This is a genomic window from Nocardia sp. NPDC004711 (assembly GCF_053601595.1).
In genome coordinates this window covers 13,602-38,593 of the sequence record NZ_JBSGCB010000043.1, presented here as the reverse complement: position 1 = coordinate 38,593, position 24,992 = coordinate 13,602, and the positions used below count along the sequence as shown (strand labels likewise).

The 24,992-nt window shown below is 68.6% G+C and carries 24 protein-coding genes and 2 tRNA genes; 10 read left to right on the top strand and 16 right to left on the bottom strand.

Going from position 1 to position 24,992, the window contains the following annotated elements:
• Position 1: 1 nt before the first annotated feature.
• On the bottom strand, positions 2–2,272 hold the full coding sequence (gene recG, locus ACWEKS_RS34690) for an ATP-dependent DNA helicase RecG (protein ID WP_452344018.1): 2,271 nt from the start codon (positions 2,270–2,272) through the stop codon (positions 2–4).
• Positions 2,273–4,015: a DAK2 domain-containing protein gene (locus ACWEKS_RS34685; protein ID WP_452344017.1), complete on the bottom strand. Its 1,743-nt coding sequence runs from the start codon at positions 4,013–4,015 to the stop codon at positions 2,273–2,275.
• A gap of 301 nt (positions 4,016–4,316) precedes the next feature.
• On the opposite strand from ACWEKS_RS34685, the gene rpmB reads away from it, so the two are divergent.
• The gene (gene rpmB / locus ACWEKS_RS34680; protein ID WP_011210730.1) at positions 4,317–4,508 is read left to right on the top strand and encodes a 50S ribosomal protein L28; all 192 of its coding nucleotides are present in this window, start codon (positions 4,317–4,319) and stop codon (positions 4,506–4,508) included.
• A gap of 73 nt (positions 4,509–4,581) precedes the next feature.
• Complete coding sequence (locus ACWEKS_RS34675; protein WP_452344016.1) at positions 4,582–5,118, top strand: N-acetyltransferase family protein; 537 nt, start codon at positions 4,582–4,584, stop codon at positions 5,116–5,118.
• Here ACWEKS_RS34675 and ACWEKS_RS34670 read toward each other — a convergent pair.
• From ACWEKS_RS34670 to ACWEKS_RS34660, 3 genes are read right to left on the bottom strand one after another with little or no spacing between them, the layout of a single operon-like run.
• On the bottom strand, positions 5,102–5,362 hold the full coding sequence (locus ACWEKS_RS34670) for a hypothetical protein (protein WP_452344015.1): 261 nt from the start codon (positions 5,360–5,362) through the stop codon (positions 5,102–5,104). The two genes, ACWEKS_RS34675 and ACWEKS_RS34670, sit on opposite strands and share 17 nt — an antisense overlap.
• 33 nt (positions 5,363–5,395) lie before the next feature.
• On the bottom strand, positions 5,396–6,073 hold the full coding sequence (locus ACWEKS_RS34665; RefSeq protein ID WP_354837984.1) for a uracil-DNA glycosylase: 678 nt from the start codon (positions 6,071–6,073) through the stop codon (positions 5,396–5,398).
• A gap of 47 nt (positions 6,074–6,120) precedes the next feature.
• Entirely contained in the window at positions 6,121–7,056 is a 936-nt protein-coding gene (locus ACWEKS_RS34660) for a thiamine-phosphate kinase (RefSeq protein WP_452344014.1), read from the bottom strand.
• Positions 7,057–7,227: 171 nt separating this feature from the next.
• Here ACWEKS_RS34660 and ACWEKS_RS34655 point away from each other — a divergent pair, with 171 nt between their 5' ends.
• A complete protein-coding gene (locus ACWEKS_RS34655) occupies positions 7,228–8,022 on the top strand; it encodes a DUF3515 domain-containing protein (protein ID WP_452344013.1) in 795 nt (264 codons plus the stop codon).
• Between the two features lie 47 nt (positions 8,023–8,069).
• Here the strand turns inward: ACWEKS_RS34655 and ACWEKS_RS34650 are convergent, their stop codons facing one another.
• The 3 genes from ACWEKS_RS34650 to ACWEKS_RS34640 all read right to left on the bottom strand — a co-directional run bounded on the left by ACWEKS_RS34650 (position 8,070) and on the right by ACWEKS_RS34640 (position 10,616).
• Positions 8,070–8,369, bottom strand: coding sequence for a DUF6191 domain-containing protein (locus tag ACWEKS_RS34650; RefSeq protein WP_354837870.1), 300 nt, complete (start codon positions 8,367–8,369; stop codon positions 8,070–8,072).
• Between the two features lie 107 nt (positions 8,370–8,476).
• Positions 8,477–9,574, bottom strand: coding sequence for a D-alanine--D-alanine ligase family protein (locus ACWEKS_RS34645; RefSeq protein ID WP_452344012.1), 1,098 nt, complete (start codon positions 9,572–9,574; stop codon positions 8,477–8,479).
• A gap of 64 nt (positions 9,575–9,638) precedes the next feature.
• Positions 9,639–10,616 carry an NAD(P)H-dependent glycerol-3-phosphate dehydrogenase gene (locus tag ACWEKS_RS34640; protein WP_452344055.1) on the bottom strand — a complete coding sequence of 326 codons (978 nt, stop codon included), beginning with the start codon at positions 10,614–10,616 and terminating at the stop codon, positions 9,639–9,641.
• Here ACWEKS_RS34640 and ACWEKS_RS34635 point away from each other — a divergent pair.
• The 4 genes from ACWEKS_RS34635 (at position 10,510) to ACWEKS_RS34620 (ending at position 14,694) form a co-directional block, all read left to right on the top strand.
• Positions 10,510–10,773: a hypothetical protein gene (locus tag ACWEKS_RS34635; protein ID WP_452344057.1), complete on the top strand. Its 264-nt coding sequence runs from the start codon at positions 10,510–10,512 to the stop codon at positions 10,771–10,773. The two genes, ACWEKS_RS34640 and ACWEKS_RS34635, sit on opposite strands and share 107 nt — an antisense overlap.
• On the top strand, positions 10,770–11,471 hold the full coding sequence (cofC, locus tag ACWEKS_RS34630; RefSeq protein WP_452344011.1) for a 2-phospho-L-lactate guanylyltransferase: 702 nt from the start codon (positions 10,770–10,772) through the stop codon (positions 11,469–11,471). Before ACWEKS_RS34635 ends, cofC begins: the two co-directional genes overlap by 4 nt.
• 62 nt (positions 11,472–11,533) lie before the next feature.
• The gene (locus tag ACWEKS_RS34625; protein ID WP_452344010.1) at positions 11,534–13,738 is read left to right on the top strand and encodes an RNA degradosome polyphosphate kinase; all 2,205 of its coding nucleotides are present in this window, start codon (positions 11,534–11,536) and stop codon (positions 13,736–13,738) included.
• Positions 13,735–14,694 (top strand): NUDIX hydrolase, encoded by a 960-nt coding sequence (locus tag ACWEKS_RS34620; RefSeq protein WP_452344009.1) that lies wholly within the window; start codon positions 13,735–13,737, stop codon positions 14,692–14,694. Before ACWEKS_RS34625 ends, ACWEKS_RS34620 begins: the two co-directional genes overlap by 4 nt.
• A 288-nt stretch (positions 14,695–14,982) precedes the next feature.
• Here ACWEKS_RS34620 and ACWEKS_RS34615 read toward each other — a convergent pair whose 3' ends face one another.
• The 3 genes from ACWEKS_RS34615 to leuC form a co-directional block, all read right to left on the bottom strand.
• Entirely contained in the window at positions 14,983–15,618 is a 636-nt protein-coding gene (locus ACWEKS_RS34615; protein ID WP_452344008.1) for an HU family DNA-binding protein, read from the bottom strand.
• Between the two features lie 156 nt (positions 15,619–15,774).
• Entirely contained in the window at positions 15,775–16,383 is a 609-nt protein-coding gene (leuD, locus tag ACWEKS_RS34610; protein ID WP_354837884.1) for a 3-isopropylmalate dehydratase small subunit, read from the bottom strand.
• Positions 16,384–16,441: 58 nt separating this feature from the next.
• Positions 16,442–17,866, bottom strand: a complete 1,425-nt coding sequence (gene leuC, locus ACWEKS_RS34605) for a 3-isopropylmalate dehydratase large subunit (RefSeq protein ID WP_452344007.1) — start codon at positions 17,864–17,866, stop codon at positions 16,442–16,444.
• A 115-nt stretch (positions 17,867–17,981) separates the two neighbouring features.
• On the opposite strand from leuC, the gene ACWEKS_RS34600 reads away from it, so the two are divergent.
• On the top strand, positions 17,982–18,683 hold the full coding sequence (locus tag ACWEKS_RS34600) for an IclR family transcriptional regulator (RefSeq protein ID WP_364613585.1): 702 nt from the start codon (positions 17,982–17,984) through the stop codon (positions 18,681–18,683).
• Positions 18,684–18,937: 254 nt separating this feature from the next.
• On the top strand, positions 18,938–19,438 hold the full coding sequence (locus ACWEKS_RS34595) for a pyridoxamine 5'-phosphate oxidase family protein (RefSeq protein ID WP_379402804.1): 501 nt from the start codon (positions 18,938–18,940) through the stop codon (positions 19,436–19,438).
• A gap of 98 nt (positions 19,439–19,536) precedes the next feature.
• On the opposite strand, the gene ACWEKS_RS34590 is transcribed toward ACWEKS_RS34595, so the two are convergent.
• The 4 genes from ACWEKS_RS34590 to ACWEKS_RS34575 form a co-directional block, all read right to left on the bottom strand.
• A tRNA-Glu gene (locus tag ACWEKS_RS34590) sits at positions 19,537–19,609 on the bottom strand.
• A gap of 69 nt (positions 19,610–19,678) precedes the next feature.
• Positions 19,679–19,750: transfer RNA gene (locus ACWEKS_RS34585), tRNA-Gln, on the bottom strand.
• 178 nt (positions 19,751–19,928) lie between these two features.
• Positions 19,929–21,395 carry a glutamate--tRNA ligase gene (gene gltX / locus ACWEKS_RS34580; RefSeq protein ID WP_452344006.1) on the bottom strand — a complete coding sequence of 489 codons (1,467 nt, stop codon included), beginning with the start codon at positions 21,393–21,395 and terminating at the stop codon, positions 19,929–19,931.
• A gap of 13 nt (positions 21,396–21,408) precedes the next feature.
• Complete coding sequence (locus ACWEKS_RS34575) at positions 21,409–22,182, bottom strand: fumarylacetoacetate hydrolase family protein (RefSeq protein WP_452344005.1); 774 nt, start codon at positions 22,180–22,182, stop codon at positions 21,409–21,411.
• 326 nt (positions 22,183–22,508) lie between these two features.
• On the opposite strand from ACWEKS_RS34575, the gene ACWEKS_RS34570 reads away from it, so the two are divergent.
• Positions 22,509–23,687 (top strand): MFS transporter, encoded by a 1,179-nt coding sequence (locus ACWEKS_RS34570; RefSeq protein WP_452344004.1) that lies wholly within the window; start codon positions 22,509–22,511, stop codon positions 23,685–23,687.
• A 288-nt stretch (positions 23,688–23,975) separates the two neighbouring features.
• Here the strand turns inward: ACWEKS_RS34570 and ACWEKS_RS34565 are convergent, their stop codons facing one another.
• The gene (locus tag ACWEKS_RS34565) at positions 23,976–24,983 is read right to left on the bottom strand and encodes a 3-isopropylmalate dehydrogenase (protein ID WP_379463545.1); all 1,008 of its coding nucleotides are present in this window, start codon (positions 24,981–24,983) and stop codon (positions 23,976–23,978) included.
• Positions 24,984–24,992 lie beyond the last annotated feature (9 nt).

Sequence of the window (24,992 nt, the reverse complement as noted above, 5' to 3'; positions counted from 1 at the left end):
GTCAGGACTTGGCCAGATACTCCAGGCGTTCGCCGTCCACGGCCGCGCGCATCATGCTCGCCAGGCCGGGATGGTTCCGCAGGCCCGGATCGGACTCGACGATCTCGCGCGCCAGCTGCTGTGCGGCCGTGATGACTTCGAGGTCGTCGAGCAGCGACAGCAGGCGCAGGCTACGGGCCGTGCCCGACTGCGCCGAGCCCAGCACATCGCCCTCGCGGCGCTGCCGCAGATCCAGCACCGCCAGTTCGAACCCGTCGGTGGTGCCCGCGACCGCCTCCAACCGGGCCATGGCCGTGCCCATCGGATTGGTCTCGGTGATGAGCAGGCACAGGCCCGCATGCTTGCCCCGGCCGACGCGGCCGCGCAGCTGATGCAGCTGGCTCACGCCGAAACGATCCGCGTCCACGATCACCATGACCGTGGCATTCGGGACGTCGACGCCGACCTCGACCACCGTGGTGCACACCAGCACATCGATCTCGGCGTCATTGAAGGCCCGCATGACGCGGTCCTTCTCATCGGCCGGCAGCCGACCGTGCAACAGGCCCACCCGCAGGTCCTTGAAGGCCCCGGAGCCGAGCATCTCGTACATGTCGACCGCCGAGTGGGTGGTGGGCCCCTCCTTCTCCTCCTCGGCTTTCGACTTGCGGCCCTTGCCCTTTCCGTTCTCCTCCTCGTCGCCGATGCGCGAGCACACCACATAGGCCTGACGCCCCTGCGCCACCTCCTCGCCGATGCGCTCCCACGCCCGATCCACCCACGCCGGTTTCATCTTGGCGGGAACGACCTTCGAGGTGATCGGGGAGCGGCCGCGCGGCAGCTGGGTCAGCACAGAGGTTTCCAGATCGCCCAGCGTGGTCATGGCGATGGTGCGCGGAATCGGGGTGGCCGTCATGACCAGCAGGTGCGGGCTGGCGGCGTCCTTGGCCTTGGCGCGCAGGGCATCCCGCTGCTCCACGCCGAAGCGATGCTGCTCGTCGACCACCACCATGCCCAGATCGAAGAACTCCACATTGTCCTGAATCAGGGCGTGCGTGCCGATCACCAGGCCCGCCTCGCCGGTGACCGCGTCCAGCAGGGCCGCCTTCTTCTGGCCCGCCGACATCGAGCCGGTCACCAGTACCACCTTGGTGGCCTGGTCGGCCGCGCCCAGCTCCCCCGCGTTGCCGAGATCGCCGAGCATCTTCGTCAAGGACCGATAGTGTTGCGCGGCAAGAACTTCCGTCGGCGCGAGCAGCGCGCACTGCTGGCCGTTGTCCACCACCTGCAGCATGGCGTGCAGGGCCACGATGGTCTTGCCCGAACCCACCTCGCCCTGGAGCAGCCGGTGCATGGGATGGCTGCGCGACAGGTCGGCGGAGATCTCGTCGATGACCGTGCGCTGCCCCTCGGTCAGCTCGAACGGCAGCCGCTTGTCGAAGGCGGCCGCGATGCCGTCGGTGCGCGGCGGGCACGACTTGGCCGCCCGGCCCTCCACCTGATGGCGGCGCTCGGCCAGCACCAGCTGCAGGGCCATCGCCTCGTCGAAACGCAAACGGCCGCGGGCGGCTTCGATATCGGCCTTGTGCTCGGGTAGGTGGATCAGGTGTAGCGCGTCGGAGACCGGCAGCAACGCGTGCTCGGTCCGCAACGCTTCCGGCAGCGGATCGTCGATGGGGTCGAGCTGGTCGAGCACCTGACGGATGCAGCGCAGCAGATCCCAGCTCTGCACCTTGGCGGTCGACGGGTACACCGGGATGAATTCGCGCTCGAAGAACGAGACATCCACTCCCCCCGCGCCTTTCGCGCTCTGCGCCAGGCCGCGCAGTGCGCCGCCGCCGCGCACGGTGGTGAGGCTCTCGATCGACCCGTCACCCTTTTCCGGCAGGATCAGATAGTCCGGGTGCGAGAGGTTCCAGCGGTCGGGCCGCCACCAGTGCACGGTGCCCGACATCATCGCCCGCACACCCTCTTTCACCAGATAGCGCACCTTGTCGCCATTGAAGAAGGTGATCTCCACCGGGCGCGGGCCGCCGGTGTCCAGAGTCACCTTGAGCAGGCTGCCGCGCCGATTCTTCATGGGCCGCAGCTCGGTCTTGGTGACCCGGCCCATCACCGTGATGTGCTGGCCTTCCTCGGGCGCCTCCTCGGTGAGCGGCTGCCCCTGGGTGGCGTAGCGCAGCGGATAGTGCCGCAGCAGGTCCTCCACCGTCTGCATGTCGAAGTGCTCCTGCAGCCCCTCGGCCGCCTTGACCCCGAGCACGTGGTCGAGCCGATCCGCCAGTGTCGCCATCTATTCCACCCCGATCTGCACCAGGTCACCGGCCTGCCCGCCCGGGTACACCACCACTTCCACACCCGGGAAACCCGCGGCCACATGCCAGGCCAGATCAACGGAAAGCCATTCCGGCGCATCGCATCCGGTGAGCATGGTCACCAATTCCCCTCCCAGCCCGAGCATCCGGTCCAGCAGCGTGCGCCCCGCCGCCCGCACATCCGGATCGATCACCACCACATCGTGGCCCACCAGGCCGAGCCCGTCCCCCGCCTCGCACATCCCCACCATGGTCAGCGCCCGCTCCGGCGCCATTCGCAAAGCCCCCCACCGTGTCCCGGCCGCCGCCTCCGACATGGCGAAGGCGTCGTCCGCCGCGGCCCGCCCCGTATCGTGCATGGCCAGCGCCGCCAGCCCCTGCACCATCGACCCGCAGGGCAGCATCAGCACCTCCCGCTGCCCGTCCCGCGCCGCCACACTCACCGCCACCAGCTCGTGCGCGGGCAGCGCCCCGTTCGGCAGCACCAGTACCTCCCGCTGCCGGACCGCGCGAATCGCTTCGAGGAGCACGTCCGCCGTTACCTCGCCCTCCAGCACCACGGCGCCCGCGTCCTCGAACAGCCGCACCGCGCCCGCCCCGGCCGCCACCGCCAGAATCGCCCGATCCGTCCCGCCGGAGAGATGGGTGGACACCGTCAGCGTCTCGATACGAATCCCGCTCAGCGCCCCCGTCTCGAGCCCGGCCTCGACCGCCGCCCCCGCATCGGCGCAGTGCACGTGCGCCGACCAGGTCTGCGACCCGTCACCCACGACGACCACCGAATCCCCGAGCGCGCCGAGCCGATCCCGCAGGGCGGCGATCCGCTCCTCGTCGGTCCCGCGCACCAGGAACATGACCTCGTAGTGCGGCGCGGCCACCGCCGCCCGGCCGAACGAGCCGGTTACAACCGAATTCGCCACCGCGACAACCGGATTCGATGCTGCTCCGGCAGCTGTCCCCGGCCCTGCGCCCGGAGCGTCCGTGTCGAGCTCGCCCGTGGCGCTCACCCCGTGTTGTTCCGGTGCGCCGCGCCGGTAGGCCGGTCGCGCCGGCGCACTCCCACCGGCCGCCGCCACCAATTCGTCCAGCAGTACCAGCAATCCGCGCGCCCCGGCGTCCACCACCCCGGCCTCGCGCAGCACCCCCAGCTGGGTGGGCGTCTCCCCCAACGCCTTGGCCGCTCCATCGGCCGCTGCCAGCGCCACCGCGACCAGATCCCGCTCCGAGCAGTCGGCGGCCCGCTCGGCAGCCCGCTCCAGCACCGTGAGCATGGTTCCCTCGACCGGCGAACTCAGCGCCTCCCGTACCAGCCGCGCGGCCTGCCGTAACGCCACCCGCAGCGCCTGCTCCGTCAGCGGCCCCGCGGCCACCGCGTCCGCTATCCCGCGTAGCACCTGGGACAGGATGATCCCCGAGTTGCCCCGCGCTCCGATGGTCGCCGCTCTGGCCATGGCCGTGGCAACCGCCCGAGCGGACAGCTCCGGCTCGTTCGTGCGCACCTCTGGCTCGTTCGTGCGCACTGCCTCGGCACCGCTGACGGCTGCCCGCATGGTGCTGAGCAGATTGGTGCCGGTGTCGGAGTCGGCGACGGGGAAGACATTGAGAGCGTTGATCTCGTCCCGGTGGCGTTCCAGGGCGCTCAGGGCGAGCCGGCCCCACCTCAGCAGGGCGGTTCCATCCAGGCCCTCGTGACCGTCGAACGCGTCCGCTACCCCGGGCACCGTCACCGTCCTCTCGCGTCGTGGAATCCCGGCCGCCAGCCTAGTCGGGGCAACCGACACCACGCCGCCACCTGGCATTCGTCCGCCGCATACGGAACCGTGCCCGGGGGGCTGATTGGACACGCCCGGGCGGGGTTGGCTACTCTTGTGCGGTTGCCTCACGCAGGCACGGTCCTGCTCTCTCAGGTATCGGCCCGCGTTCACCAGCGATTTGCTGGTAGGTACGTCCAAGACATTAGGCTTTCGGACACGCTGTACACCGTGCAGCGCGTCCCACTATGACATGAAGGAGCTCGCGACTATGGCTGCCGTCTGTGACGTCTGCGCCAAGGGCCCCGGCTTCGGTAAGTCGGTTTCGCACTCGCACCGGCGCACCAACCGTCGCTGGAACCCGAACATCCAGACTGTGCGCGCCCAGGTTGCCCCCGGCAACACCCGCCGCATGAACGTCTGCACCTCCTGCCTGAAGGCGGGCAAGGTCGTTCGCGGCTGAATCAGCTTTTCCACAGAAGCCCCGGCACCCAGAATTGGGTGATCCGGGGCTTTTGTCTGCAGCGGGAGGATGCATGAGCGAATGGCGGGTGGTCCCGCTCGGGGCCGAGCACGCCCACAGTCTCGGCGCCTGCCACGTCGCCTGCTGGCGTGAGGCATATCAGGGCCTGATCCCCCAGCACGTGCTGGACGCCTTCGATGTGGATCAGCGCGCCGCCGCCTGGGACCGGGTTCGGGTGAAGCATCCGAGGCACGTGTGGGTCGCCGTCGTCGACGACACCGTCGTCGGATTTGCGGCCGCCGGCCCCGCGGCCGAGGAGAACTCGCCCACGCCACGGGAACTCAATGCCATGTACGTGCGTGCCGCCTACTACGGCACCGGCCTCGCCGACGAGCTGATGCGCACGGTGCTGCCGGACGACGCCGACACCTCACTCTGGGTGTTCGAGGAGAACCCCCGCGCGCAGGCCTTCTACAAAAAGTACGGCTTCGAACTCGACGGGGAACGCCGAGTCGAAGCCTTCAGTCCCGCAATGCAGGTACGGATGGTGCGCCGGGCGCCGCGCGACGAGGACCGGCGCCCGACGCCCGGGATCACGCCGCGCCGTTGATGCAGTCCACCTGCTGGCTGATCGACTGCAGCACGCATGCCAGGCGCGAGGTCACGTTCGACGACAGGCCGCTCACGCTGTTGGTGTCGAGCAGGCTGCCGACCGGGGTGACGGTGGTGGTCGTCGCGTCGGGGACGTACGGGTCCAGCGTCAACGGCTCGGCGTTCGCGGCGGCCGGGGCCGCGGCCAGCGCGGCACCCGCGGCCAGCGCGACGAAAACACCACGGGCAGTCTTCTTCTGCATACACATGCTCCTGAATCAGGTAACGGATCAGCGCTACGGCAGACGCCAGTCCACCGGCGCGGCCCCTAGGGTACCCAGCAATTCGTTGGTTCGGGAGAAAGGCCGAGAACCGAAGAATCCTCGCGAAGCCGACAGCGGTGAGGGGTGGGCGGATTCGATGTACGGAGTGCTGCCCAGCATGGGCTTCAATGTCGAGGCGTCGCGGCCCCACAGAATCGCCACCAGCGGCTGGTCCCGGGCCACCAGCGCGCGAATTGCCTGCTCGGTCACCGCTTCCCAGCCCTTGCCGCGATGCGAGGCCGGCTGGCCCGGCTGCACGGTCAGCACTCGGTTCAGCATCAGCACCCCCTGATCGCACCACGGCGACAGATCACCGTTGGACGGCGTCGGGAAGCCGAGATCCTTGGAGTATTCCGAGTAGATGTTCGACAGGCTGCGCGGAATGGGCGAAACATCCGGGGCCACCGAGAAACTCAGCCCCACCGGATGACCCGGCGTCGGATACGGATCCTGGCCGACGATGAGGACCCGCACCTTGTCGAACGGTCGCTGGAAGGCCCGCAGCACGTTCTCCCCCTTCGGGAGATAGCCACGCCCCTCGGCATTTTCGGTTCGCAGGAATTCACCCATCGCGGCAATGCGGTCGGTCACCGGCTCGAGGGCCTCGGCCCAGCCCGTATCGATGACTTCCGACAGTGGTTTCGCACCCATGTCGGGAAAACTTATCGTGTCGAGTTTCATCGCGGTACCGGACCCGGCTATGCGAAGGATTCCCAACCGGCCGGTCCGGACCGGAGGGTGCCGTCGACGGTGACGCCCGCGCCGGCGCGGACCCGTCCGATGCGCACCCAGCCCTCCGGCACATCGCCCGAATCGGCGAAAGTCGCTGCGAATGCGTGGTCTTCGCCGCCCGTCAGAATCCAGTCGAGGGGGTTGACGCCCAGCGCCTTCCCCACCGCCACCAGTCCGGGATCGGCCAGCCTCGCCGCCGCCAGATCGATGGCCACACCGGAGGATTCGGCGATATGCCCGAGATCGGCGAGCAGCCCGTCCGACACATCGGTCAGCGCGGTGATCTCCGCGGTGTCCGGCAGCTCCAGCACCGCCTCGTACGGCGGCCGCGGAACCCGGTGCGCGGCAACCACGTCCGCGAACTCGGCGACGTCGGCCCCGGCCGTCAGCACCGCCAGCCCCGCGGCCGACCAGCCCAGCCGCCCGGCCACCGCTGCCACATCGCCCGGCCGCGCCCCCGACAGCTTGATGGGCGCGCGGCGCGGATCGCCGAACGCCGTCACCGAAATGATCAGCAGCGGGCTGCGCACCATGTCGCCGCCCGCGATGGAGGCCCCGGCCCGCCCGGCCTCGGCCCACAGGCCGTCCGCCAGCGCGCGCACGAATTCGACCGGGGTGTCCGACGGGCAGCCCAGGCCCACCACGAAGGCGCTGGGCACGGCGCCCATGGCAACCACGTCCGCGGCGTTCTGGGCAATGGCCTTGCGGCCGATATCGTGCGCGCTCGACCAGTCGGTGCGGAAGTGCCGGTCCTGCACCAGCATGTCGGTGGTCACCACGAACCGGCCCTCGGGCGCGGCGATCACCGCCGCGTCGTCGCCCGGACCGAGCAGCACCCCCGGCGTCTGCGTCCGCCCCTGGTTCACCAGCGCGATGAGCCCGAATTCCCCGAGCTCGCCCACGGTGCGGGCGGCCGGAACGGACCGCGGCCTGCTGCTGGCGGTGATGGCGGTCTCCTTCGGGACGAGTGTGATGCGGACGCCTGACCGCTCGACGGTACCCTCGAACCCGCAATCGACGACCAGCAGCCGGGACGCGTGCCCGGCACGCCACGATCGGGGACCGACGACCGGATGAGCAACGACACCCGCGGCACCGAACCGGACACCACGCCGGAGCGCACCGACGCGACCGAAGCCGACGCGGCCAAGGCCGCCGACGCCACGGCGGCGGAGACCGCAGACGCCGCGAAGTCGGAGGACTCGGACGCCGCCCAGTCGAAGGACTCGGACGCCGCCCAGTCGAAGGATTCCGACGCCGTTGAAGCGACTGCCGCGAGCCAGGACTCGGAGGAGGACTATGAGGTCCGCCGCTCGCCGGCTCTCATCGCCACCGCCGTCGCCCTCCCGGTCGCGCTGGTCGTCGGACTGCTCGTCATGGGTGTGCTGGCCAATCGTCATCACAGCCGCGAGCCGCTGGTCCTGGGCGCCGTGCCCGCGCCCACCGCGTCCGGGCCGGAGTGCACCGCCCTGATGCCCGCGCTGCCCGACAAGATCGGCGATTACACCACCTCCGAGCTGGTGCAGCCCGCGCCGCCCGCCACGCACGCCTGGCAGCTGCCGGACGGCGGCGACCCCATCGTGGTGCGTTGCGGCCTGGATCGGCCGCTGGAATTCGTCAAGTCCTCGAGCATGAATCAGATCCAGACCAGCAAAGCGGTCAATGGGGACTCGGGCGTCAACTGGTTCGAGGTGCGTGACCAGACCAGCGGTGTCAGCTCCGGCACCTACTGGGCGGTGGACCGTGGCATCTATATCGCGCTGACCATGCCCGACAATGCCGGACCCGCTCCGCTGCAGGACATTTCGGCGGCCATCCAGCAGACCATCCCGCAGAAGCCGATCGACCCGAACCCGATCCCGAACTGACGGGGCCGGTCCGGCAGATACATATCTGCCGGTGCCCGCTCTATCCGTCAGAGCTTGCGGAGCGTGGCCTTTCCGGCCGTGAGGTCGATCTCCACGCCCTCGTCCCCGTCGCCCGGGTTCTCCCGGTGCATCAGCACCGACTGCCGCTGCTCCATCTCGTGCCGCTTGGCCGAGTTGAATGCCGCGTCGAACTGCTCCAGGCCGATGGCCGCCGCGCTACGGTCGCCATCCTCGGCCCGCATCCACGGCAGCGCGGTGCGCCCCGTCACCCTGCGGTAGGCCACATCGGCGAAGGCCACCGCGATGATCAGCAGGGCCAGGCCGGGAATCGTCAGAGCCACGATCACCTGATCGAGGCTACGCCCGGCCCGAGACGGACGCCGTCGCCCGCAGGTCGCATCCGAACGGCCGGTCCCTCATCCGAATTGATGAACCGGGCCCCCGGAGACGGCGGTCAGCGCAGGCCGGTGCCGCGCGCGCGAGCCGTCTCGATGAGGGTGCTCACCAGCGTCCGGTTGTCGATGCCGGTGGCCTCCCACATGCGCGGGTACATGGAGATGGCGGTGAACCCGGGCATGGTGTTGATCTCGTTGATGACCGGACCGTCGGCGGTCACGAAGAAGTCGACGCGGGCCAGGCCCTGGCAGTCCAGCGCCCGGAAGGCCTGCACCGCCAGCTCCCGGATCTGCTGGGACACATCGTCGTTCAGCTTGGCGGGGACGTCGAACTCGCAGACGTCGTCGAGGTACTTGGTGTCGAAATCGTAGAAGGCGGGCGCCTCGGCGCCGTCCTCGGGCATCCGGATCTCGGCCACCACACTGGCTTCCACCCGGCCGTCCGGGAATTCCAGTACGCCGCACTCGACTTCGCGGCCGACGATGCCGGCCTCCACGATCACCTTCGGGTCGTGGCGGCGCGCGGCTTCGATGGCGGCGTCGAGCTCGTCCCAGCTGTCCACCTTGGTGATGCCGATGGACGACCCGCCGCGGGCGGGCTTCACGAAGACCGGCAGCGCCAGGCGGGCCCGGTCGGCGTCGGCGACCGTCGCCACGCCGGGCCGCAGCACCACCTGCACACCGATCGGAAGACCTTCGGCCGCAAGGAGTTTCTTGGTGAACTCCTTGTCCATCCCGGCCGCGCTGGCCAGCACGCCCGGACCCACGTAGGGCAGCTCGGCCAGCTCCAGCAGACCCTGCAGGGTGCCGTCCTCACCGAAGGCGCCGTGCAGCACCGGGAACACCACGTCCACCGCGCCCAGCACGGTGTCGGCGCCGTCCAGCGGCACCAGTGCGCCGCCGCGCGAGGGATCGGCGGTCAGCGCCAGCGCGGTGCCCTGTTCGTCGACCGCGGGTAGCGCCCGATCCTGCGCGGACAGCGCCCGCGGATCCGCGTCGCCGAGCACCCAGGTGCCGTCGCGCGTGATGCCGATCGGAACCGCCTCGTACCGTTCCGGATCGAGGCTCGCCAGCACGGTGCGTGCCGAGACACACGACACCCCGTGCTCGTTGCTGCGGCCGCCGAACACCACCGCCACCCTGGTCCTGTTGGTCATGCCCCGAACCGTACCCGGTCGAATATGGCGGCAGTGTTACACGGTCGTCCCGACCAGGGACGGGTCATTCCGATTTCAGGCGGCGACCCTGCAACTGCCCGACCGCCTCGGCCGCCGACAGCCCCTCGTGGCACACCTGGTGCACGGCATTGGTGAGCGGCATCTCCACCCCGTGCGCCGCGGCCAGCGCCCGCACCGATGTGCAGGACTTCACACCCTCCACGACCTGGCCATGAGTGGCATCCAGCGCGGTCTCCATGGTGCCGCCCGCCCCCAGCGCGTGCCCGAAGGAGCGATTGCGCGACAGCGGCGAGGTGCAGGTGGCCACCAGATCGCCGACGCCCGCCAGCCCCGCGAAGGTGACCGGCTCCGCGCCCACGGCCACCCCGAGCCGGATGATCTCGGCCAGCCCGCGGGTGATGAGGGTGGCGATCGAGTTGTCACCCAACCCCATCCCCGAGGCGATGCCGCAGGCCAGCGCGATCACGTTCTTGCAGGCGCCGCCGATCTCGCAGCCGATCACATCGGAATTGGTGTACGGCCGGAAATAGCCGGTGGCACAGGCGTGCTGGACCGCCTCGGCCCGCGCCACGTCCGAGCAGGCCACCACGGTCGCGGCGGGCTGGCCGGCCGCGATCTCGTGCGACAGGTTCGGGCCCGACAGCACCGCGATCCGGCTCGGATCCGCGCCGCTGACCTCCGCGACGACCTGGCTCATGCGCAGCAGGGTGCCGGTCTCGATGCCCTTGGCCAGGCTCAGCAGCGTGGCATCGGCCGGGATGAGGTCCTTCCAGGCCGCGAGATTGGTCCGCAGCGACTGCGAGGGCACCGCCAGCACCACGATGTCGGCACCGTCCAGCGCGACCGCGGGATCATCGGTCGCGGCCAGGGGCGGCAACGCCACATCGGGCAGATACCAGGGATTGCGATGCTCGGTGGCAAGCACTTTGGCCACCTCCGGCCGTCGAGCCCACATGGTGGTCTCGGTTCCCGCCTCCGCCAACACCTTCGCGAACGCGGTCCCCCACGACCCCGCGCCCAACACCGCTGCCCTTGCCATCTGCTCAATATATGCGTGTGTGATCGGGGCCATGCCGTTGTGGCATCTCCTGGAATTCGACGCCGCTCACACGACCGTCATCTTGGAGTGGGAGGATTCGGGCATGCGCGCGGCCGGAGCGGAGCGGAGGGCACAGTGAACACAGCCGTGCACGCGATCATCGCGGTCAAGAGTCTCGGACTCGCCAAGAGTCGGCTGTCCGACGGGTTGCCCGCGCATCAGCGGCCACGCCTGGTGCTGGCCATGCTGTCGGACACGGTGACCGCCGCGGCCGCCGCCCGCGGGGTGGCCTCGGTGACGGTGGTGACCCCGGATCCGGCGGTCGCCGATCTGGTGCGCGACCTGGGTGCGACGGTCCATCCCGAACCCGCCGCGATCCCGCCCCACACCAGCGGACTGAACGCCGCCCTGGCCGCGGGCGCGGGCGCGGTGCGAAAGGCCCACGGCCCGGTCGATCTGCTTGCCCTGCAAGCGGATCTGCCCGCGCTGCGCCCGGCCGAACTCTGCGACATGCTGGCGAGCACCGGGCATCAGCGCTCGGTGGTCACCGATCACGAGGGCAGCGGCACCGTCGCCCTGCTGGTGCGCGGCGGATCCGCCGCGCTGAACCCGCTTTTCGGTCCGGACTCCGCCCGCCGTCACGTCGCCGGCGGCGCGGTGGAGTTGCTGGGCAATTGGCCCGGGCTGCGGCAGGACGTCGACACCGCCGCGGATCTCGAGCGCGCCGCCGCGCTCGGGGTCGGAACGGCCACCAGCGCGCTGCTGCGTGAAATCGGCGTGTCGCAGGCGTGTCGAGGAATCGAAGATATGCGCCGAGCCGGGTCCTCACTGTGCTGACGCGGCGTGATCTGCGCTGCAATGGACGGTGTCAGTTCGGCACCCCACCCGCGACATAAGGAATGATCGTGAGAGTGAGCGATACGGATACCGTCAAGCAATCGCCGCTACTACCGGCGGCGCCGCCCGCGGCAACCCCATTGCCCACCGCCATAGCGCCGCTCCCGGCGGACCGCTACGTCAATCGGGAACTCAGCTGGCTCGATTTCAACGCCCGCGTCCTCGCCCTCGCCGAGGACCATTCCCAGCCACTGCTCGAGCGCGCCAAATTCCTCGCCATTTTCGCCTCGAATCTGGACGAGTTCTACATGGTCCGGGTGGCCGGTCTGAAGCGCCGCGCGGAAACCGGACTGTCGGTGCGGTCCGCCGACGGCCTGTCCCCCACCGAGCAGCTCGAGATGATCGCCGTCCGCACCCAGGAGATCGGCGAGCGCCACGCCCGCGTCTTCCTGGACCAGGTGCTGCCCGCGCTGACCGCCGAGGGCATCGCCATCATCCGCTGGGCCGATCTGGAGGACACCGAGCGGCAGCGCCTGTCCGGATATTTCCAGGATCAGGTCTTCCCCGTGCTGACCCCGCTGGCGGTCGACCCGGCCCACCCGTTCCCCTACATCAGTGGCCTGAGCCTGAATCTCGCCGTGACGGTGAAGGATTCGATCACCGGCGGTGAGCACTTCGCCCGGGTCAAGGTGCCCGACAATGTGGATCGCTTCGTCCGGGTCCGCCGGGTCGCGGCCGGCAATACCGCCCCGGGCCGCGATTCCGCTGCGGCACAAGGCTCTTCCATGGCCGCCTTCCTCCCCATGGAGGAGCTGATCGCCGCGCATTTGGATCAGCTTTTCCCGGGAATGGAAGTGGTGGAACAGCATTCGTTCCGGATCACCCGCAATGCCGACCTGGAGGTCGAGGAGGACCGCGACGAGGACCTGCTGCAGGCCCTGGAGCGCGAACTCGCCCGCCGCCGCTTCGGATCCCCGGTGCGGCTGGAAGTCTCCGACGACATGACCGAGCACATGCTCGATCTGCTGCTGCGCGAACTCGACGTGGACCCGGCCGACGTCATCCAGGTGCCCGGCCTGCTCGACCTGTCCTGCCTGTGGCAGGTCTACGGCGTGGACCGCCCCAACCTCAAGGACGCCCCCTACGTCCCGGCCACCCCGCCCGCATTCGGCGAACGCGAAACGCCCCGAAACGTTTTCGCCGCCCTGCGGGAGAGCGACGTGCTGGTGCACCACCCCTACGACTCCTTCTCCACCAGCGTGCAGCGGTTCATCGAGCAGGCCGCCGCCGACCCGCAGGTGCTGGCCATCAAGCAGACCCTGTACCGCACCTCGGGTGACTCCCCCATCGTCAACGCGCTCATCGACGCCGCCGAGGCGGGCAAGCAGGTGGTCGCGCTGGTCGAGATCAAGGCCCGCTTCGACGAGCAGGCCAATATCAAATGGGCGCGGGCGCTGGAGCAGGCCGGCGTGCACGTGGTCTACGGCCTGGTCGGGCTCAAGACCCACTGCAAGACCTGCCTGGTGGTGCGGCGCGAGGGTGCCACCATCCGTCGCTACTGCCACATCGGCACCGGTAATTACAATCCCAAGACCGCACGCCTGTACGAGGACGTCGGATTGCTCACGGCCGCACCGGAGATCGGCGCGGACCTCACCGACCTGTTCAACTCGCTGACCGGGTACTCGCGAAAGGCGAACTACCGCAACCTGCTGGTCGCCCCGACCGGCGTGCGCGCGGGCATCATCGAACGCATCGAGCGTGAGGTCGAGCTGGCCGCGCAAGGCGAACCGGCGCGAATCCGGCTGAAGGCCAACGCCATCGTCGACGAGCAGATCATCGACGCCCTCTACCGCGCCTCCCAGGCCGGGGTGCCGGTGGACATCGTGGTGCGCGGCATCTGCGGGCTGCGGCCCGGGGTCGCGGATATGAGCGAGAACATCCGGGTGCGCTCGATTCTCGGCCGCTTCCTGGAACATTCGCGTGTTCTGCACTTCCAGGCGCAGGACGAGTACTGGATCGGCAGCGCCGACATGATGCACCGCAATCTGGACCGCCGCGTGGAAGTGCTGGCGCAGGTGAAGGATCCGAAGCTGACCGAGCAGCTGGGCCAGGTGTTCGACTCCGCGCTGCACCCGGCCACCCGCTGCTGGGTGCTGCAGGAAGACGGCAGCTGGACCGCCCAGCCCGGCCCCGACGTCCCGGGCGATCAGATCCGCGATCACCAGGAGCACCTGATGCGGCTGCGACGTCCGGTGCACCAGTGAGCCCGGCCCACTTCGATCCTGCCGCCGATTTCGCCGATCCCCGCGTCGCCGCCAATATTCTGGCGGCGGGCGCGGTGCTGTGGCGTCCGGCGGCGGATGGCGCGCTCGAGATCGCCCTGGTGCACCGGCCCAAATACGACGACTGGTCGCTGCCCAAGGGGAAGTTGGATCCCGGTGAGACGCCGGTGGTCACGGCCGTGCGCGAGGTGGCCGAGGAAACGGGCCTGAATTCGCGCCTGGGCCGCTATCTGGGCCACGTGACGTATCCGGTGACCGGGCATCGCAAGCTCAAGCGAGTGGACTACTGGGCCGCCCGGGTCCTGGACGGGGAGTTCGAATCCAATCTGGAGGTCGACGCCCTGGACTGGCGCCGTCTCGACACCGTGATGGACGCCCTGTCCTATCCCATGGACCGCAGCATCGTCCGGAACTTCCTGCGCCAGCCCGCCGAAACCGCCACCCTGCTGCTGGTGCGGCACGCGAAGGCCGGTCGCAGCGACCGTTTCGCCGGTGACGACGATCTGCGCCCGCTCGAAAAGGCCGGTCGCGCACAGGCTCGCGCCCTGGAGCCGAACCTGCTCGCGTTCGGCGCGGCCGAAATCCTCTCCGCCCCACCGGACCGCTGTGTCCAAACTGTGACCCCGCTGGCGGAAAAGCTGGGCGTGGACGTGGAACTCGAACCGCTGTTCTCCGAATCCGGTTATGCGGCAGCACCCGATGCCGCCCGCAAACGCGCCCGCGACCTGGTCTCCGCCGACACCGTGCGGGTGATCTGCAGTCAGGGCAAGGTGATTCCGGATCTGCTGGAGTGGTGGGCCGCCGACGACGGCATCAGCCTGCCACCGGCCCGCAACCGCAAGGGCAGCGTCTGGGTGCTGTCCTTCCACGACGGCCGTCTGATCGCGGCCGACCATCTCGACCGCGCTCTCACTCCGGCCGATCTCCCCCGGGGCTGACGGCTTTCCGGCCCGTCGGCGGGCGTTTTTCCCCGCCGGCCGACGGCCCGGCCCCGGCGAGAATCCTTGGAACGCCGACGTACCGGCCCCTGTCCGGCCGAATCCATCCGGCGCACTGCCGATTTCCGCCGGGCGTACCGCCGATTCCAGCCGGGCAGACTGCCGATTCCAGCCCCCATCGAACCCCCATCCCAGCCCCCACATACATGCGAGACGGCCCGGCGATGCCGGGCCGTCTCGCGTGTTGTCCTGCTCGAAAACCCCCGTCAGCGACGGGTTGTGGCCTCGCTACCGGCGAGCGGTGCGCTTGGCCGCGGTCTTCTTGGCGGGAGCCTTCTTGGCCGTCTTCTTGGCGGTGGCCTTCGAAGCGGTGGCCTTGGTGGCCTTCTTGGCGACCGTGGTCTTCTTGGCAACAGTGGCCTTGGCCGGGGTCTTCTTCGCGACCGTCTTCTTCGCCGCCGTCTTCTTGGCCGTGGCCTTCTTGGCGGGCGCCTTCGAGGCGGCCTTCTTGGCCGTGGTCTTCGCCGGCGCCTTGGTGGCGGCCTTCTTGGCCGTCTTCTTGGCGGTGGTCTTCTTGGCGGTGGTCTTACCCGAAACCGGGGCGGCCACACCGCGCTTCACGGCCGGGCCGCTCGAAGCGATCTTCTGCTTGCCGGCAATGATCGCCTTGAACTGAGCGCCGGGACGGAACGCCGGCACCGAAGTCGGCTTCACCTTGACGGTTTCGCCGGTGCGCGGGTTACGAGCGACCCGGGCGGCCCGCTTACGCTGTTCGAAGACACCGAATCCGGTGATGGTGACGCTCTGACCTTTGTTCACAGCACGCACGATCGTGTCGACCATCTGCTCGACTGCAGCAGTAGCGGTGCGCCTGTCAGTACCCAACTTCTCGGTCAGAACATCGATCAGTTCCGCCTTGTTCATTGAATCCTCCGCAGACTAATGGCCCGTCGTCGGACCGACTAGGTACCACGGTAAACCCTTTCCGGGCAAGAGTCTATGTGCCACGCGGAAATACATGACGCATGGCACACGCTCAGCTACCTGGTTTGAGGGGGTTCAGCTAACGCCCATCAATGATTACGTCTGCGAAATACGGGCCGGAATGGTGGCGGGTTTCCAAGTCGGCCTTGCGTTTTCGAACCGGTCGATCTCATCACTGTGCCGCAGAGTGAGCCCGATGTCGTCCAGCCCTTCCAGCAGGCGCCACCGGGTGTAGTCGTCAATATCGAACGGCAACACGACCGTTCCGGCCGACACGGTTCGCGCCTCGAGGTCCACCGCCAATTCCAAACCCGGCTGTTCCTCGAGCAACTTCCAGAGCAATTCCACATCGCTCTGCGCCATCCGGGCCGTCAGAAGCCCGTCCTTGCCCGCGTTCCCGCGGAAGATGTCGGCGAAGCGAGACGAGATCACCACCCGGAACCCGTAGTCCTTCAAGGCCCAAACAGCGTGCTCACGTGACGATCCGGTACCAAAATCCGGACCAGCGACCAGCACACTACCCCGGTTGAAGGGCTCAGTGTTCAGAATGAAGTTCGGATCCGTCCGCCACGCCGCGAACAGGCCGTCCTCGAAACCCGTTCGGGTAACGCGCTTCAGATACACCGCCGGAATGATCTGGTCGGTGTCGACATTGGATCGGCGCAACGGAACGCCGATCCCCTTGTGGACCTTGAAGGCTTCCATCGGTGATTCTCCTGAGTCTGTGGGGGGCAGCGGAATCTGGGCCGCTACCGGAATGTGATCAGTTCAGATCCGCAGGTGAGGACAGGGTTCCGCGCACCGCGGTGGCCGCGGCGACCAGCGGCGAGACCAGGTGCGTGCGACCGCCCTTGCCCTGTCGCCCTTCGAAGTTCCGGTTCGAGGTGGCGGCGCAGCGCTGACCGGGGGAAAGCTGATCCGGGTTCATGCCCAGGCACATCGAGCAACCGGGCTGGCGCCATTCCGCGCCCGCGGCGGTGAAAATCTCGCCCAGACCCTCTTTTTCCGCCTGCAGCCGCACCCGCATCGAGCCCGGCACGATCAGCATGCGTACACCGTCCGCGACCTTTCGGCCCGTCAGAATGTCTGCGACCGCACGCAAATCCTCGATCCGGCCATTGGTGCACGAACCCACGAAAACCGTGTCCACGGTGACATCCCGCAGCGGAGTACCCGGCCGCAGGTCCATGTACTGCAGCGCCTTCTCGGCGGCCGCGCGCTCGTTCTCGTCGACGATCTGCTCCGGATCCGGCACCGAGTCGCCCAGCGGCGCACCCTGTCCCGGGTTGGTGCCCCAGGTGACGAAGGGGGTCAGCGCGGAGGCGTCGATGTGGACCTCCGCGTCGAAAACCGCGCCCTCATCGGTCTTCAGGGCGTCCCAGGCGGCCACGGCGGCCTCCCAGTCCGCGCCCTCGGGCGCGTGCGGGCGGCCCTTCAGGAACTCGTAGGTGACCTCGTCGGGCGCGACCATGCCCGCGCGGGCGCCGGCCTCGATCGACATGTTGCACATGGTCATCCGGGCCTCCATGGACATGCCGCGCACCGCCTCGCCGCGGTACTCCAGCACGTAGCCCTGGCCGCCACCGGTGCCGATCTGCGCGATGACCGCCAGGATCACGTCCTTGGAGGTGACGCCCGCGGGCAGCTGCCCGTCGATATTGATGGCCATGGTCTTGAACGGGCGCAGCGACAAAGTCTGCGTCGCCAGCACGTGTTCCACTTCCGAGGTGCCGATGCCCATCGCCAGCGCGCCGAACGCACCGTGGGTGGAGGTGTGCGAATCACCGCACACCACCGTGGTTCCCGGCTGGGTCAGGCCCAGCTGCGGGCCCACCACGTGGACGATGCCCTGATCGAGATCGCCCATCGAGTGCAGGCGCACACCGAATTCCTCGCAGTTCTTGCGCAGCGTCTCGACCTGCAGGCGCGACACCGGATCCGCGATCGGCTTGTCGATGTCGATGGTCGGGACGTTGTGGTCCTCGGTGGCGATGGTGAGATCCGGGCGGCGCACCGGGCGACCCGCGGCGCGCAGTCCGTCGAATGCCTGCGGGCTGGTGACCTCGTGCACCAGGTGCAGGTCGATGTAGATGAGGTCGGGTTCGCGATTCGCGCCCTCGCCCGCGCCGCGGACGACGACGTGCTGGTCCCAGACCTTCTCCGCCAGAGTGCGTGGCCGGTCGGCCATAACTGCTCACCTCTCGATTGACATACCCACGCCCGGTGGTGTGCGCGGTGGCTGGCGTCCGAGCTGGGAGCGGCTGGTTTGCATTTCCCAACATGCGAGACGCTAATATCGTTCTATGAGACAGCATAGCGGTATCGGGGTTCTGGACAAAGCGATGGCCGTCCTGCACGCCGTAGCCGAGCAACCCTGCGGCCTCAACGAGCTCTGTGCCCGCACCGGACTGCCCCGCGCCACCGCGCACCGCCTGGCCGTGGGCCTGGAAACCCACCGCATGCTGGCCCGTGACAGCCAGGGTCTGTGGCGGCCCGGCCCGGCCCTGTCGGAGCTGGCGACAACCGCCAGCGACCCGCTCCTCGACGCCGCCGCCACCATCCTGCCGCGCCTGCGCGAGATCACCGGCGAGAGCGTGCAGCTCTACCGGCGCGACGGCAATGCCCGCGTCTGCGTGGCCGCCATGGAACCCGCCGCGGGCCTGCGCGACACCGTGCCGATCGGGGCGCGCCTGCCGCTCACCGCGGGCTCGGCCGCCAAAGTGCTACTGGCCTGGGCCGATCCCGAGATGCAGCGCACGGTCCTGCCCGAGGCCGTCTTCGGCGAGCGGGCCCTGGCCGAGGTGCGCCGCCGCGGCTGGGCGCAGAGCGCGGCCGAGCGCGCGGCCGGCGTGGCCAGCGTGTCCGCGCCCGTGCGCGACGCCGCGGGCGGCGTGGTCGCGGCCGTCTCGGTATCCGGACCCATCGACCGCATGGGCCGCCGGCCGGGCGCCCGCTGGGCCGCCGATCTGGTGGCCGCCGCCGACGCCCTCCACAAGCGCCTCTGAGGGACTTTGCGGGCCCGGGGCAACCCTGGAGGTGGCCACTGCCGTCACGACAGCCCCACGGGTCGCTCAGCCACCTGCCCGCAGTTGCCCGACTTCCCGACCGCAGCCCGCGCCGGATTCCGGCGGGGGCTGCGCTGGTTTCCGGGGCCCGGATGTGCCGTTTCCAGGGCCGGATCGGCCGCTCCGGCTGTGCGCCAGGTGGCAGGAAATGGCCACTGTGACTGCGCTCATACGCCGTAAATTACAGTCGGCCCATGGGAGTTAATCAACGCGCGCAGATCGTGATGTCCGACCAGGAGATCACCGAATTCATCGAGCGCAGCCGCATCGCCACCATGGCCACGCTGGGCGCCACGGGCGCACCACATCTGGTCGCCATGTGGTACGCGGTGATCGACGGCGAGATCTGGTTCGAGACCAAGGCCAAGGCCCAGAAGACGGTGAATCTGCGCCGCGATCCGCGCATCACCGTGATGCTCGAGGCCGGCGACACCTACGACCAGCTGCGCGGCATCTCCATCGAGGGCCGCGCGGAGGTCGTCGACGACCCCGAGGCGCTGTTCAAGGTGGGAATCAGCGTCTGGGAGCGCTATACCGGGCCGTACAGCGACGAGGCCAAGCCGTTCGTGGAAGCCATGCTGAACAAGCGGGTGGCCGTGCGCGTGGTGCCCGAGCGCACCCGCAGCTGGGATCACCGCAAACTCGGCCTGCCCGCCATGCCGCTGGGCGGCAGTACCGCCGGTCAGCAACCATAGGTACGGCCGGCCGGCAAGCATGGAGGCCGCTGGCCGGCAACCGTGGTCATACAGAACAGCGAAGGCCCCCAGCCGTTCGGCTGGGGGCCTTCGCTTTGTAGTCCCGACGGGATTTGAACCCGCGCTACCGCCTTGAGAGGGCGGCGTCCTAGGCCGCTAGACGACGGGACCAGGATGAGATTTCGGCAGATTTTGTGATCCGCCGAAGCTTCTCGAATTCGAGAGCCGGAGCTCTCGCAGCTGGGGTACCAGGACTCGAACCTAGAATGGCTGAACCAGAATCAGCTGTGTTGCCAATTACACCATACCCCATTGACCTGGGCTTTCGGGTTCCTCTCGGGGGAAGCTCCCGACCGCTTTCCGGCCGAGAAGAAGATTAGCAGCATCCCCCGGCAGATACACAAACCGGCTGGTCAGGGGCCGGTTTGTGTATCATTTCGGATTACCCGCGGGCCTTCGCGGAACCGATCCCGGGCGAATCCCGGCGAGCTCAGGCGATCCCGGCGAGCGCGGACCGCATGCGGTCCATGGTGAGCTCGCGGCCCAGCAGTTCCAGCGACTCGAACAGCGGCGGGCTGATGTGGGATCCGGTCACGGCCACGCGCACGGGCGCGAAGGCCTTGTTCGGCTTGAGGCCCAGTTCGTCGATGAGAGCGGCTTTGAGCGCCTCTTCCAGGGGCGTGACGGTCCATTCCGAAACACCTTCGAGGGCTTTCACCGCCGCCTGCAGCACCGGAGCGGCATCGGTGCCCAGATTCTTTTTCTCCGCGGCGGGGTCGATGACGAACTCTTCGGGCTTGATGAAGAGGAACTTCAGCAGATCCCAGGCTTCGCCGAGCACCTTGATCCGGGTCTGCACCAGATCGGCCGCAGTTTCGAACAGCTTCTCGTCGATCTCGGCACCGATATGGCCGTGTCCGGTAAGGAACTCGCGCAGCCGGTGAGCAAAATCACCGGGGGTCAGCCTCCGAATATGTTCGGCGTTCAGCGCATCGGCCTTCTTCTGGTCGAATCGAGCCGGATTCGAATTCACCTTCGAGATATCGAAGGCTGCCACCATCTCGGTCATCGAGAACAGGTCATGATCATCGGCGATGCTCCAGCCGAGCAGTGCCAGATAATTCAGCAAACCCTCGGGAATGAACCCGCGGTCGCGGTGATGGAAGAGATTCGACTCCGGATCACGCTTGGACAACTTCTTGTTGCCCTGGCCCATCACGAAGGGCAGGTGACCGAACTCCGGGGTGAACTCCGCGACGCCGATTCGTTTCAGCGACTCGTAGAGCGCGAGCTGCCGCGGAGTGGAGGACAGCAGATCCTCGCCACGCAAAACGTGGGTGATCTTCATCATCGCGTCGTCGACCGGGTTGACCAGCGTATAGAGCGGATCGCCATTACCGCGGGTGAGCGCGAAGTCGGGGACCACGCCCGCGCGGAAGGTGGTCTCGCCGCGCACCAGGTCGTGCCAGGTGAGGTCCTGGTCGGGCATGCGCAGCCGGACCACCGCCGGGCGGCCCTCGGCCTTGTAGGCGGCGATCTGCTCGGCGGTCAGGTCGCGGTCGAAGTTGTCGTAGCCGAGCTTGGGATCGCGGCCGGCGGCCTTGTGCCGGGCCTCGACTTCGTCAGGGGTGGCGAAGGATTCGTAGGCCTCCCCCGCTGCCAGCAGTCGCTGCACCACATCGAGATGAATGTCACGCCGCTGCGACTGCCGGTATGGGCCGTAGGGGCCGCCGACCTCGGGGCCCTCGTCCCAGGTGAGGCCGAGCCAGCGCAGGGCGTCGAGGATGGCGTTGTAGGACTCCTCGGAATCGCGTGCGGCGTCGGTGTCTTCGATGCGGAAGACGAAGGTGCCGCCGTGGTGGCGCGCGTAGGCCCAGTTGAACAGGGCGGTACGGACCAGACCCACATGCGGTGTGCCGGTGGGTGACGGGCAGAAACGAACCCGGACGTCAGTCATGGCTCTCTTTCGTTCAGCGTTTGGCGGCAACGGGATTGGACAGGGTGCCGATGCCGGAGACGGTCACCGACACGGTCTGGCCGGCCTGCAGCGGGCCGACGCCCTCCGGGGTGCCGGTGAGGATGACATCGCCCGGGAGCAAGGTCATTACGGCGGTGACCCACTCGATCAGCTTCGGAATATCGTGCAGCAGAAGTGAAGTGCGGCTGCGCTGCTTCACCTGGCCGTCGACCTCGGTGACGATCTCCAGATCCGAAGGGTCCAGCGCGGTCTCGATCCACGGGCCGAGCGGGCAGAAGGTGTCGTAGCCCTTGGCGCGGGTCCACTGGCCGTCGTGCCGCTGCTGGTCACGGGCGGTGACGTCATTGGCGACGGTGTAGCCCAGGATCACCTCGCCGGCGCGGGCGGCGGGCACGTCCTTGCAGGGGCGGCCGATGACGATCGCCAGTTCGCCCTCGTAGTCGACCTGAGAAGAGCTGGGCGGCAGGATGATCGGAGCGTTGGGGCTCTGGATCGAGGTGCTCGGCTTCATGAAGATGACCGGGTCGGCCGGGGCCGGGCCGCCCATCTCCTCGGCGTGCGCGGCGTAGTTCTTGCCGATGCAGATCACCTTGCTGGCGAGGATCGGGGCCAGCAGGCGCACGTCGGCCAGCGGCCAGCTGCGACCGGTGAAGGTCGGGGTGCCGAACGGGTGTTCGGCGATCTCCCGGACGACGGCGTCGGAACCGTCCCCTTCGATGCTGACGAAAGCGACTCCATCTGGGCTGGCAACTCGACCTAGGCGCATGGTTGGCATCCTATCGACCGGCCTCGACCTGCCCGAACGCGCCCAACCGCGGGGCGGGACCGGAGCCGGGGACGAGGGCAGGCCGGGCGGGGGCGGGGCCCGCCGGGAGGGGTGGCATCCCGGCCCGCATCGCCCGGATCCGAATGTGGAAAGCCCTTATACGCAAGCGAACTCGGGTCTCGCGGGTGGACTCACAAGATCAGTGGGCGAGTGTGAGCAAACTGACAGCTCGTCCCAGAAATCGTCTTGCGCATCACGTGTACGGTGAGATCCGATGTTCACAGAGTAGGACGTCTATTTCACATAATGAGACAGAGGTGAGGGCCATGGCCACCGTGACACAGATCGGCACGAAACGACGGTGGACCATGCTGGCGCTCGGCGTCTTCGCCCAGAGCTCCAGCGCCGCGCTGGTGCACGGCACCGCCTTCCTGCTGCCCGCACTGACCCAGCGCGGAATGCCGCTGGCCACCGCCGGCCTGCTGGTCGCCATGCCCACCGTCGGCCTGGTCTGCACGCTGATCGCGTGGGGCTGGATCGTCGATCATGTGGGCGAGCACAAGGCCCTGGTGGCCGGTCCCGCGCTGATGTTCGCGGCGGGCGCGGCGGCGGCGACGGTCTCGAACTATGTTGCGCTGGGCGCATTGCTGTTCCTGGCCGGGGCCGGAGCGGGCAGCACCAATGCCGCCAGCGGGCGGGTCATCGTGGGCTGGTTCCCGCCGGATCAGCGCGGGATGGCCATGGGCATCCGGCAGGCCGCCCAGCCGCTGGGCGTGGCCGTCGGCGCGATGACCATCCCGGCCGTCGCTGCGGCACACGGGTTCTCGATGGCCGTCCTGGTCCCCGCGGCCATGGCTGGCGCGGCCGCGGTCGGCTGCCTGTTCGGGATCGTGGATCCGCCGCGGCCCGAATCCGCCGGGGGCGCAGGGCGTCCCGCCAACCCGTACCGCGGCGACTCCACGCTGTGGCGCATTCACGGGGTGTCGATTCTGCTGGTGATCCCGCAGGCCACCATCTGGACCTTCGGCCTGCTGTGGCTGCACCGGGATGTCGGCATGTCGCTGCCGGCGGCGGGCGCGCTGGTCACGGCCACCCAAATCCTGGGCGCGGGAGGGCGAATCGGCGCGGGAATCTGGTCGGATCGGGTGGGCAGCCGGTTGCGGCCGCTGCACACGGTGGCGATCGCGGCCGTAATCTCCATGTCCGCCTTGGCCGTAGCGGCCTGGACGCACCAGTGGTGGGCGGCCGTCCCGATTCTGGTCGCGGCGTCGGTCATCACGGTGGCCGACAACGGCCTGGCCTTCACGGCTGTCGCCGAGATCGCCGGTCCCTATTGGTCGGGTCGCGGGCTGGGTATCCAGAACACGGGCCAGAACCTGGCGGCGGCCGTGATCGCCCCGGCCTTCGGCGCATTGATCACCGCGGCCGGTTTTTCGATCACCTACCTGCTGGCGGCGGTGGTGGCGCTGGCGGCAGTCCCGTTGGTGCCCAGGGGTTCCCGGTGACCGGCTGATCGTCGGCAAATCAGGAAGAGCTGTGCCCGTTAAGTTTTCGCATCCGAATAAAAATGTGCGATATGCCTCACTGGCCCAGGAGGTTTCAACGAAACCCCTCCCAGGATTACATTTCGGCGACGGAGAGGGAACGGACGAAGCGTGTGAAGTAGTCGGGTTTGGACGATTCGCCGGGTGGTACGGACCGGCGAATCACCTTGTCGGGCTCGATATCCGGCCGTGAACAAGGAAAAGCCCCCGTTCCCGCGGTCGCGGGAACGGGGGCTCGACCGTGGAACGCTAGAGCGAGGCGGCGATCCGGTCGCCGACCTCGACGGTCGAGGCGGCGCCCGAGCGCGACGCCAGATCCTTGGCGACGGCGGCCTCGATGCGGGCGGCCTCCTCGGCCTTGCCGAGGTGGTTCAGCAGCAGGGACACCGAGAGGATCGCGGCGGTCGGGTCGGCCTTGGACTGGCCCGCGATGTCCGGGGCCGAACCGTGCACCGGCTCGAACATGGACGGGTTGGTGCCCGAGGCGTCGATATTGCCGGAGGCGGCCAGGCCGATGCCACCGGAGACGGCGGCGGCCAGGTCGGTGATGATGTCGCCGAACAGGTTGTCGGTGACGATCACGTCGAAGCGGCCCGGGTCGGTGACCATGTGGATGGTGGCGGCATCGATGTGCTGGTAGGCGGTTTCGATGTCCGGGTACTCCGCGCCGACCTCGGCGACCGTGCGCGACCACAGCGAACCGGCGAAGGCCAGCACGTTGTTCTTGTGCACCAGGGTCAGGTGCTTGCGGCGCTTGCGGGCGGTCTCGAAGGCGTAGCGGACCACGCGCTCGACGCCGAAGCGGGTGTTGGTGGAGACCTCGGTGGCCACCTCGTGCGGGGTGTTGACGCGGATCGCGCCGCCGGTGCCGGTGTAGGGGCCCTCGGTGCCCTCGCGCACGACCACGAAGTCGATGTCCGGGTTGGCCGCGAGCGGGCTGGTGACGCCCGGGTACAGCTTGGACGGGCGCAGGTTCACGTGGTGGTCCAGCTCGAAGCGGGTGCGCAGCAGCAGGCCGCGCTCGAGCAGGCCGCTCTGCACCGACGGGTCGCCGATGGCGCCCAGCAGGATGGCGTCGTGCTGCTTGAGCTCCGGGATGACATTGTCCGGGAGGATCTCGCCGGTGGCATGGAACCGCTTGGCTCCCAGGTCGTATTCGGTCTTCTCGACACCGGGCACCACCACGTCGAGCACCTTGAGGGCCTCGGCGATGACCTCGGGACCGATACCGTCGCCCGGAATGACAGCCAGTTTCATGAAATCCAT

Excerpts from the sequence above, each read along its gene's own strand:
- recG (WP_452344018.1), bottom strand. The coding sequence starts at position 2,272 with ATGGCGACACTGGCGGATCGGCTCGACCACGTGCTCGGGGTCAAGGCG.
- rpmB (WP_011210730.1), top strand. The coding sequence starts at position 4,317 with ATGGCTGCCGTCTGTGACGTCTGCGCCAAGGGCCCCGGCTTCGGTAAG.
- ACWEKS_RS34675 (WP_452344016.1), top strand. The coding sequence starts at position 4,582 with ATGAGCGAATGGCGGGTGGTCCCGCTCGGGGCCGAGCACGCCCACAGT.
- ACWEKS_RS34670 (WP_452344015.1), bottom strand. The coding sequence starts at position 5,362 with ATGCAGAAGAAGACTGCCCGTGGTGTTTTCGTCGCGCTGGCCGCGGGT.
- ACWEKS_RS34665 (WP_354837984.1), bottom strand. The coding sequence starts at position 6,073 with ATGGGTGCGAAACCACTGTCGGAAGTCATCGATACGGGCTGGGCCGAG.
- ACWEKS_RS34655 (WP_452344013.1), top strand. The coding sequence starts at position 7,228 with ATGAGCAACGACACCCGCGGCACCGAACCGGACACCACGCCGGAGCGC.
- ACWEKS_RS34645 (WP_452344012.1), bottom strand. The coding sequence starts at position 9,574 with ATGACCAACAGGACCAGGGTGGCGGTGGTGTTCGGCGGCCGCAGCAAC.
- ACWEKS_RS34625 (WP_452344010.1), top strand. The coding sequence starts at position 11,534 with ATGATCGTGAGAGTGAGCGATACGGATACCGTCAAGCAATCGCCGCTA.
- ACWEKS_RS34615 (WP_452344008.1), bottom strand. The coding sequence starts at position 15,618 with ATGAACAAGGCGGAACTGATCGATGTTCTGACCGAGAAGTTGGGTACT.
- leuD (WP_354837884.1), bottom strand. The coding sequence starts at position 16,383 with ATGGAAGCCTTCAAGGTCCACAAGGGGATCGGCGTTCCGTTGCGCCGA.
- leuC (WP_452344007.1), bottom strand. The coding sequence starts at position 17,866 with ATGGCCGACCGGCCACGCACTCTGGCGGAGAAGGTCTGGGACCAGCAC.
- ACWEKS_RS34600 (WP_364613585.1), top strand. The coding sequence starts at position 17,982 with ATGAGACAGCATAGCGGTATCGGGGTTCTGGACAAAGCGATGGCCGTC.
- ACWEKS_RS34595 (WP_379402804.1), top strand. The coding sequence starts at position 18,938 with ATGGGAGTTAATCAACGCGCGCAGATCGTGATGTCCGACCAGGAGATC.
- gltX (WP_452344006.1), bottom strand. The coding sequence starts at position 21,395 with ATGACTGACGTCCGGGTTCGTTTCTGCCCGTCACCCACCGGCACACCG.
- ACWEKS_RS34575 (WP_452344005.1), bottom strand. The coding sequence starts at position 22,182 with ATGCGCCTAGGTCGAGTTGCCAGCCCAGATGGAGTCGCTTTCGTCAGC.
- ACWEKS_RS34570 (WP_452344004.1), top strand. The coding sequence starts at position 22,509 with ATGGCCACCGTGACACAGATCGGCACGAAACGACGGTGGACCATGCTG.
- ACWEKS_RS34565 (WP_379463545.1), bottom strand. The coding sequence starts at position 24,983 with ATGAAACTGGCTGTCATTCCGGGCGACGGTATCGGTCCCGAGGTCATC.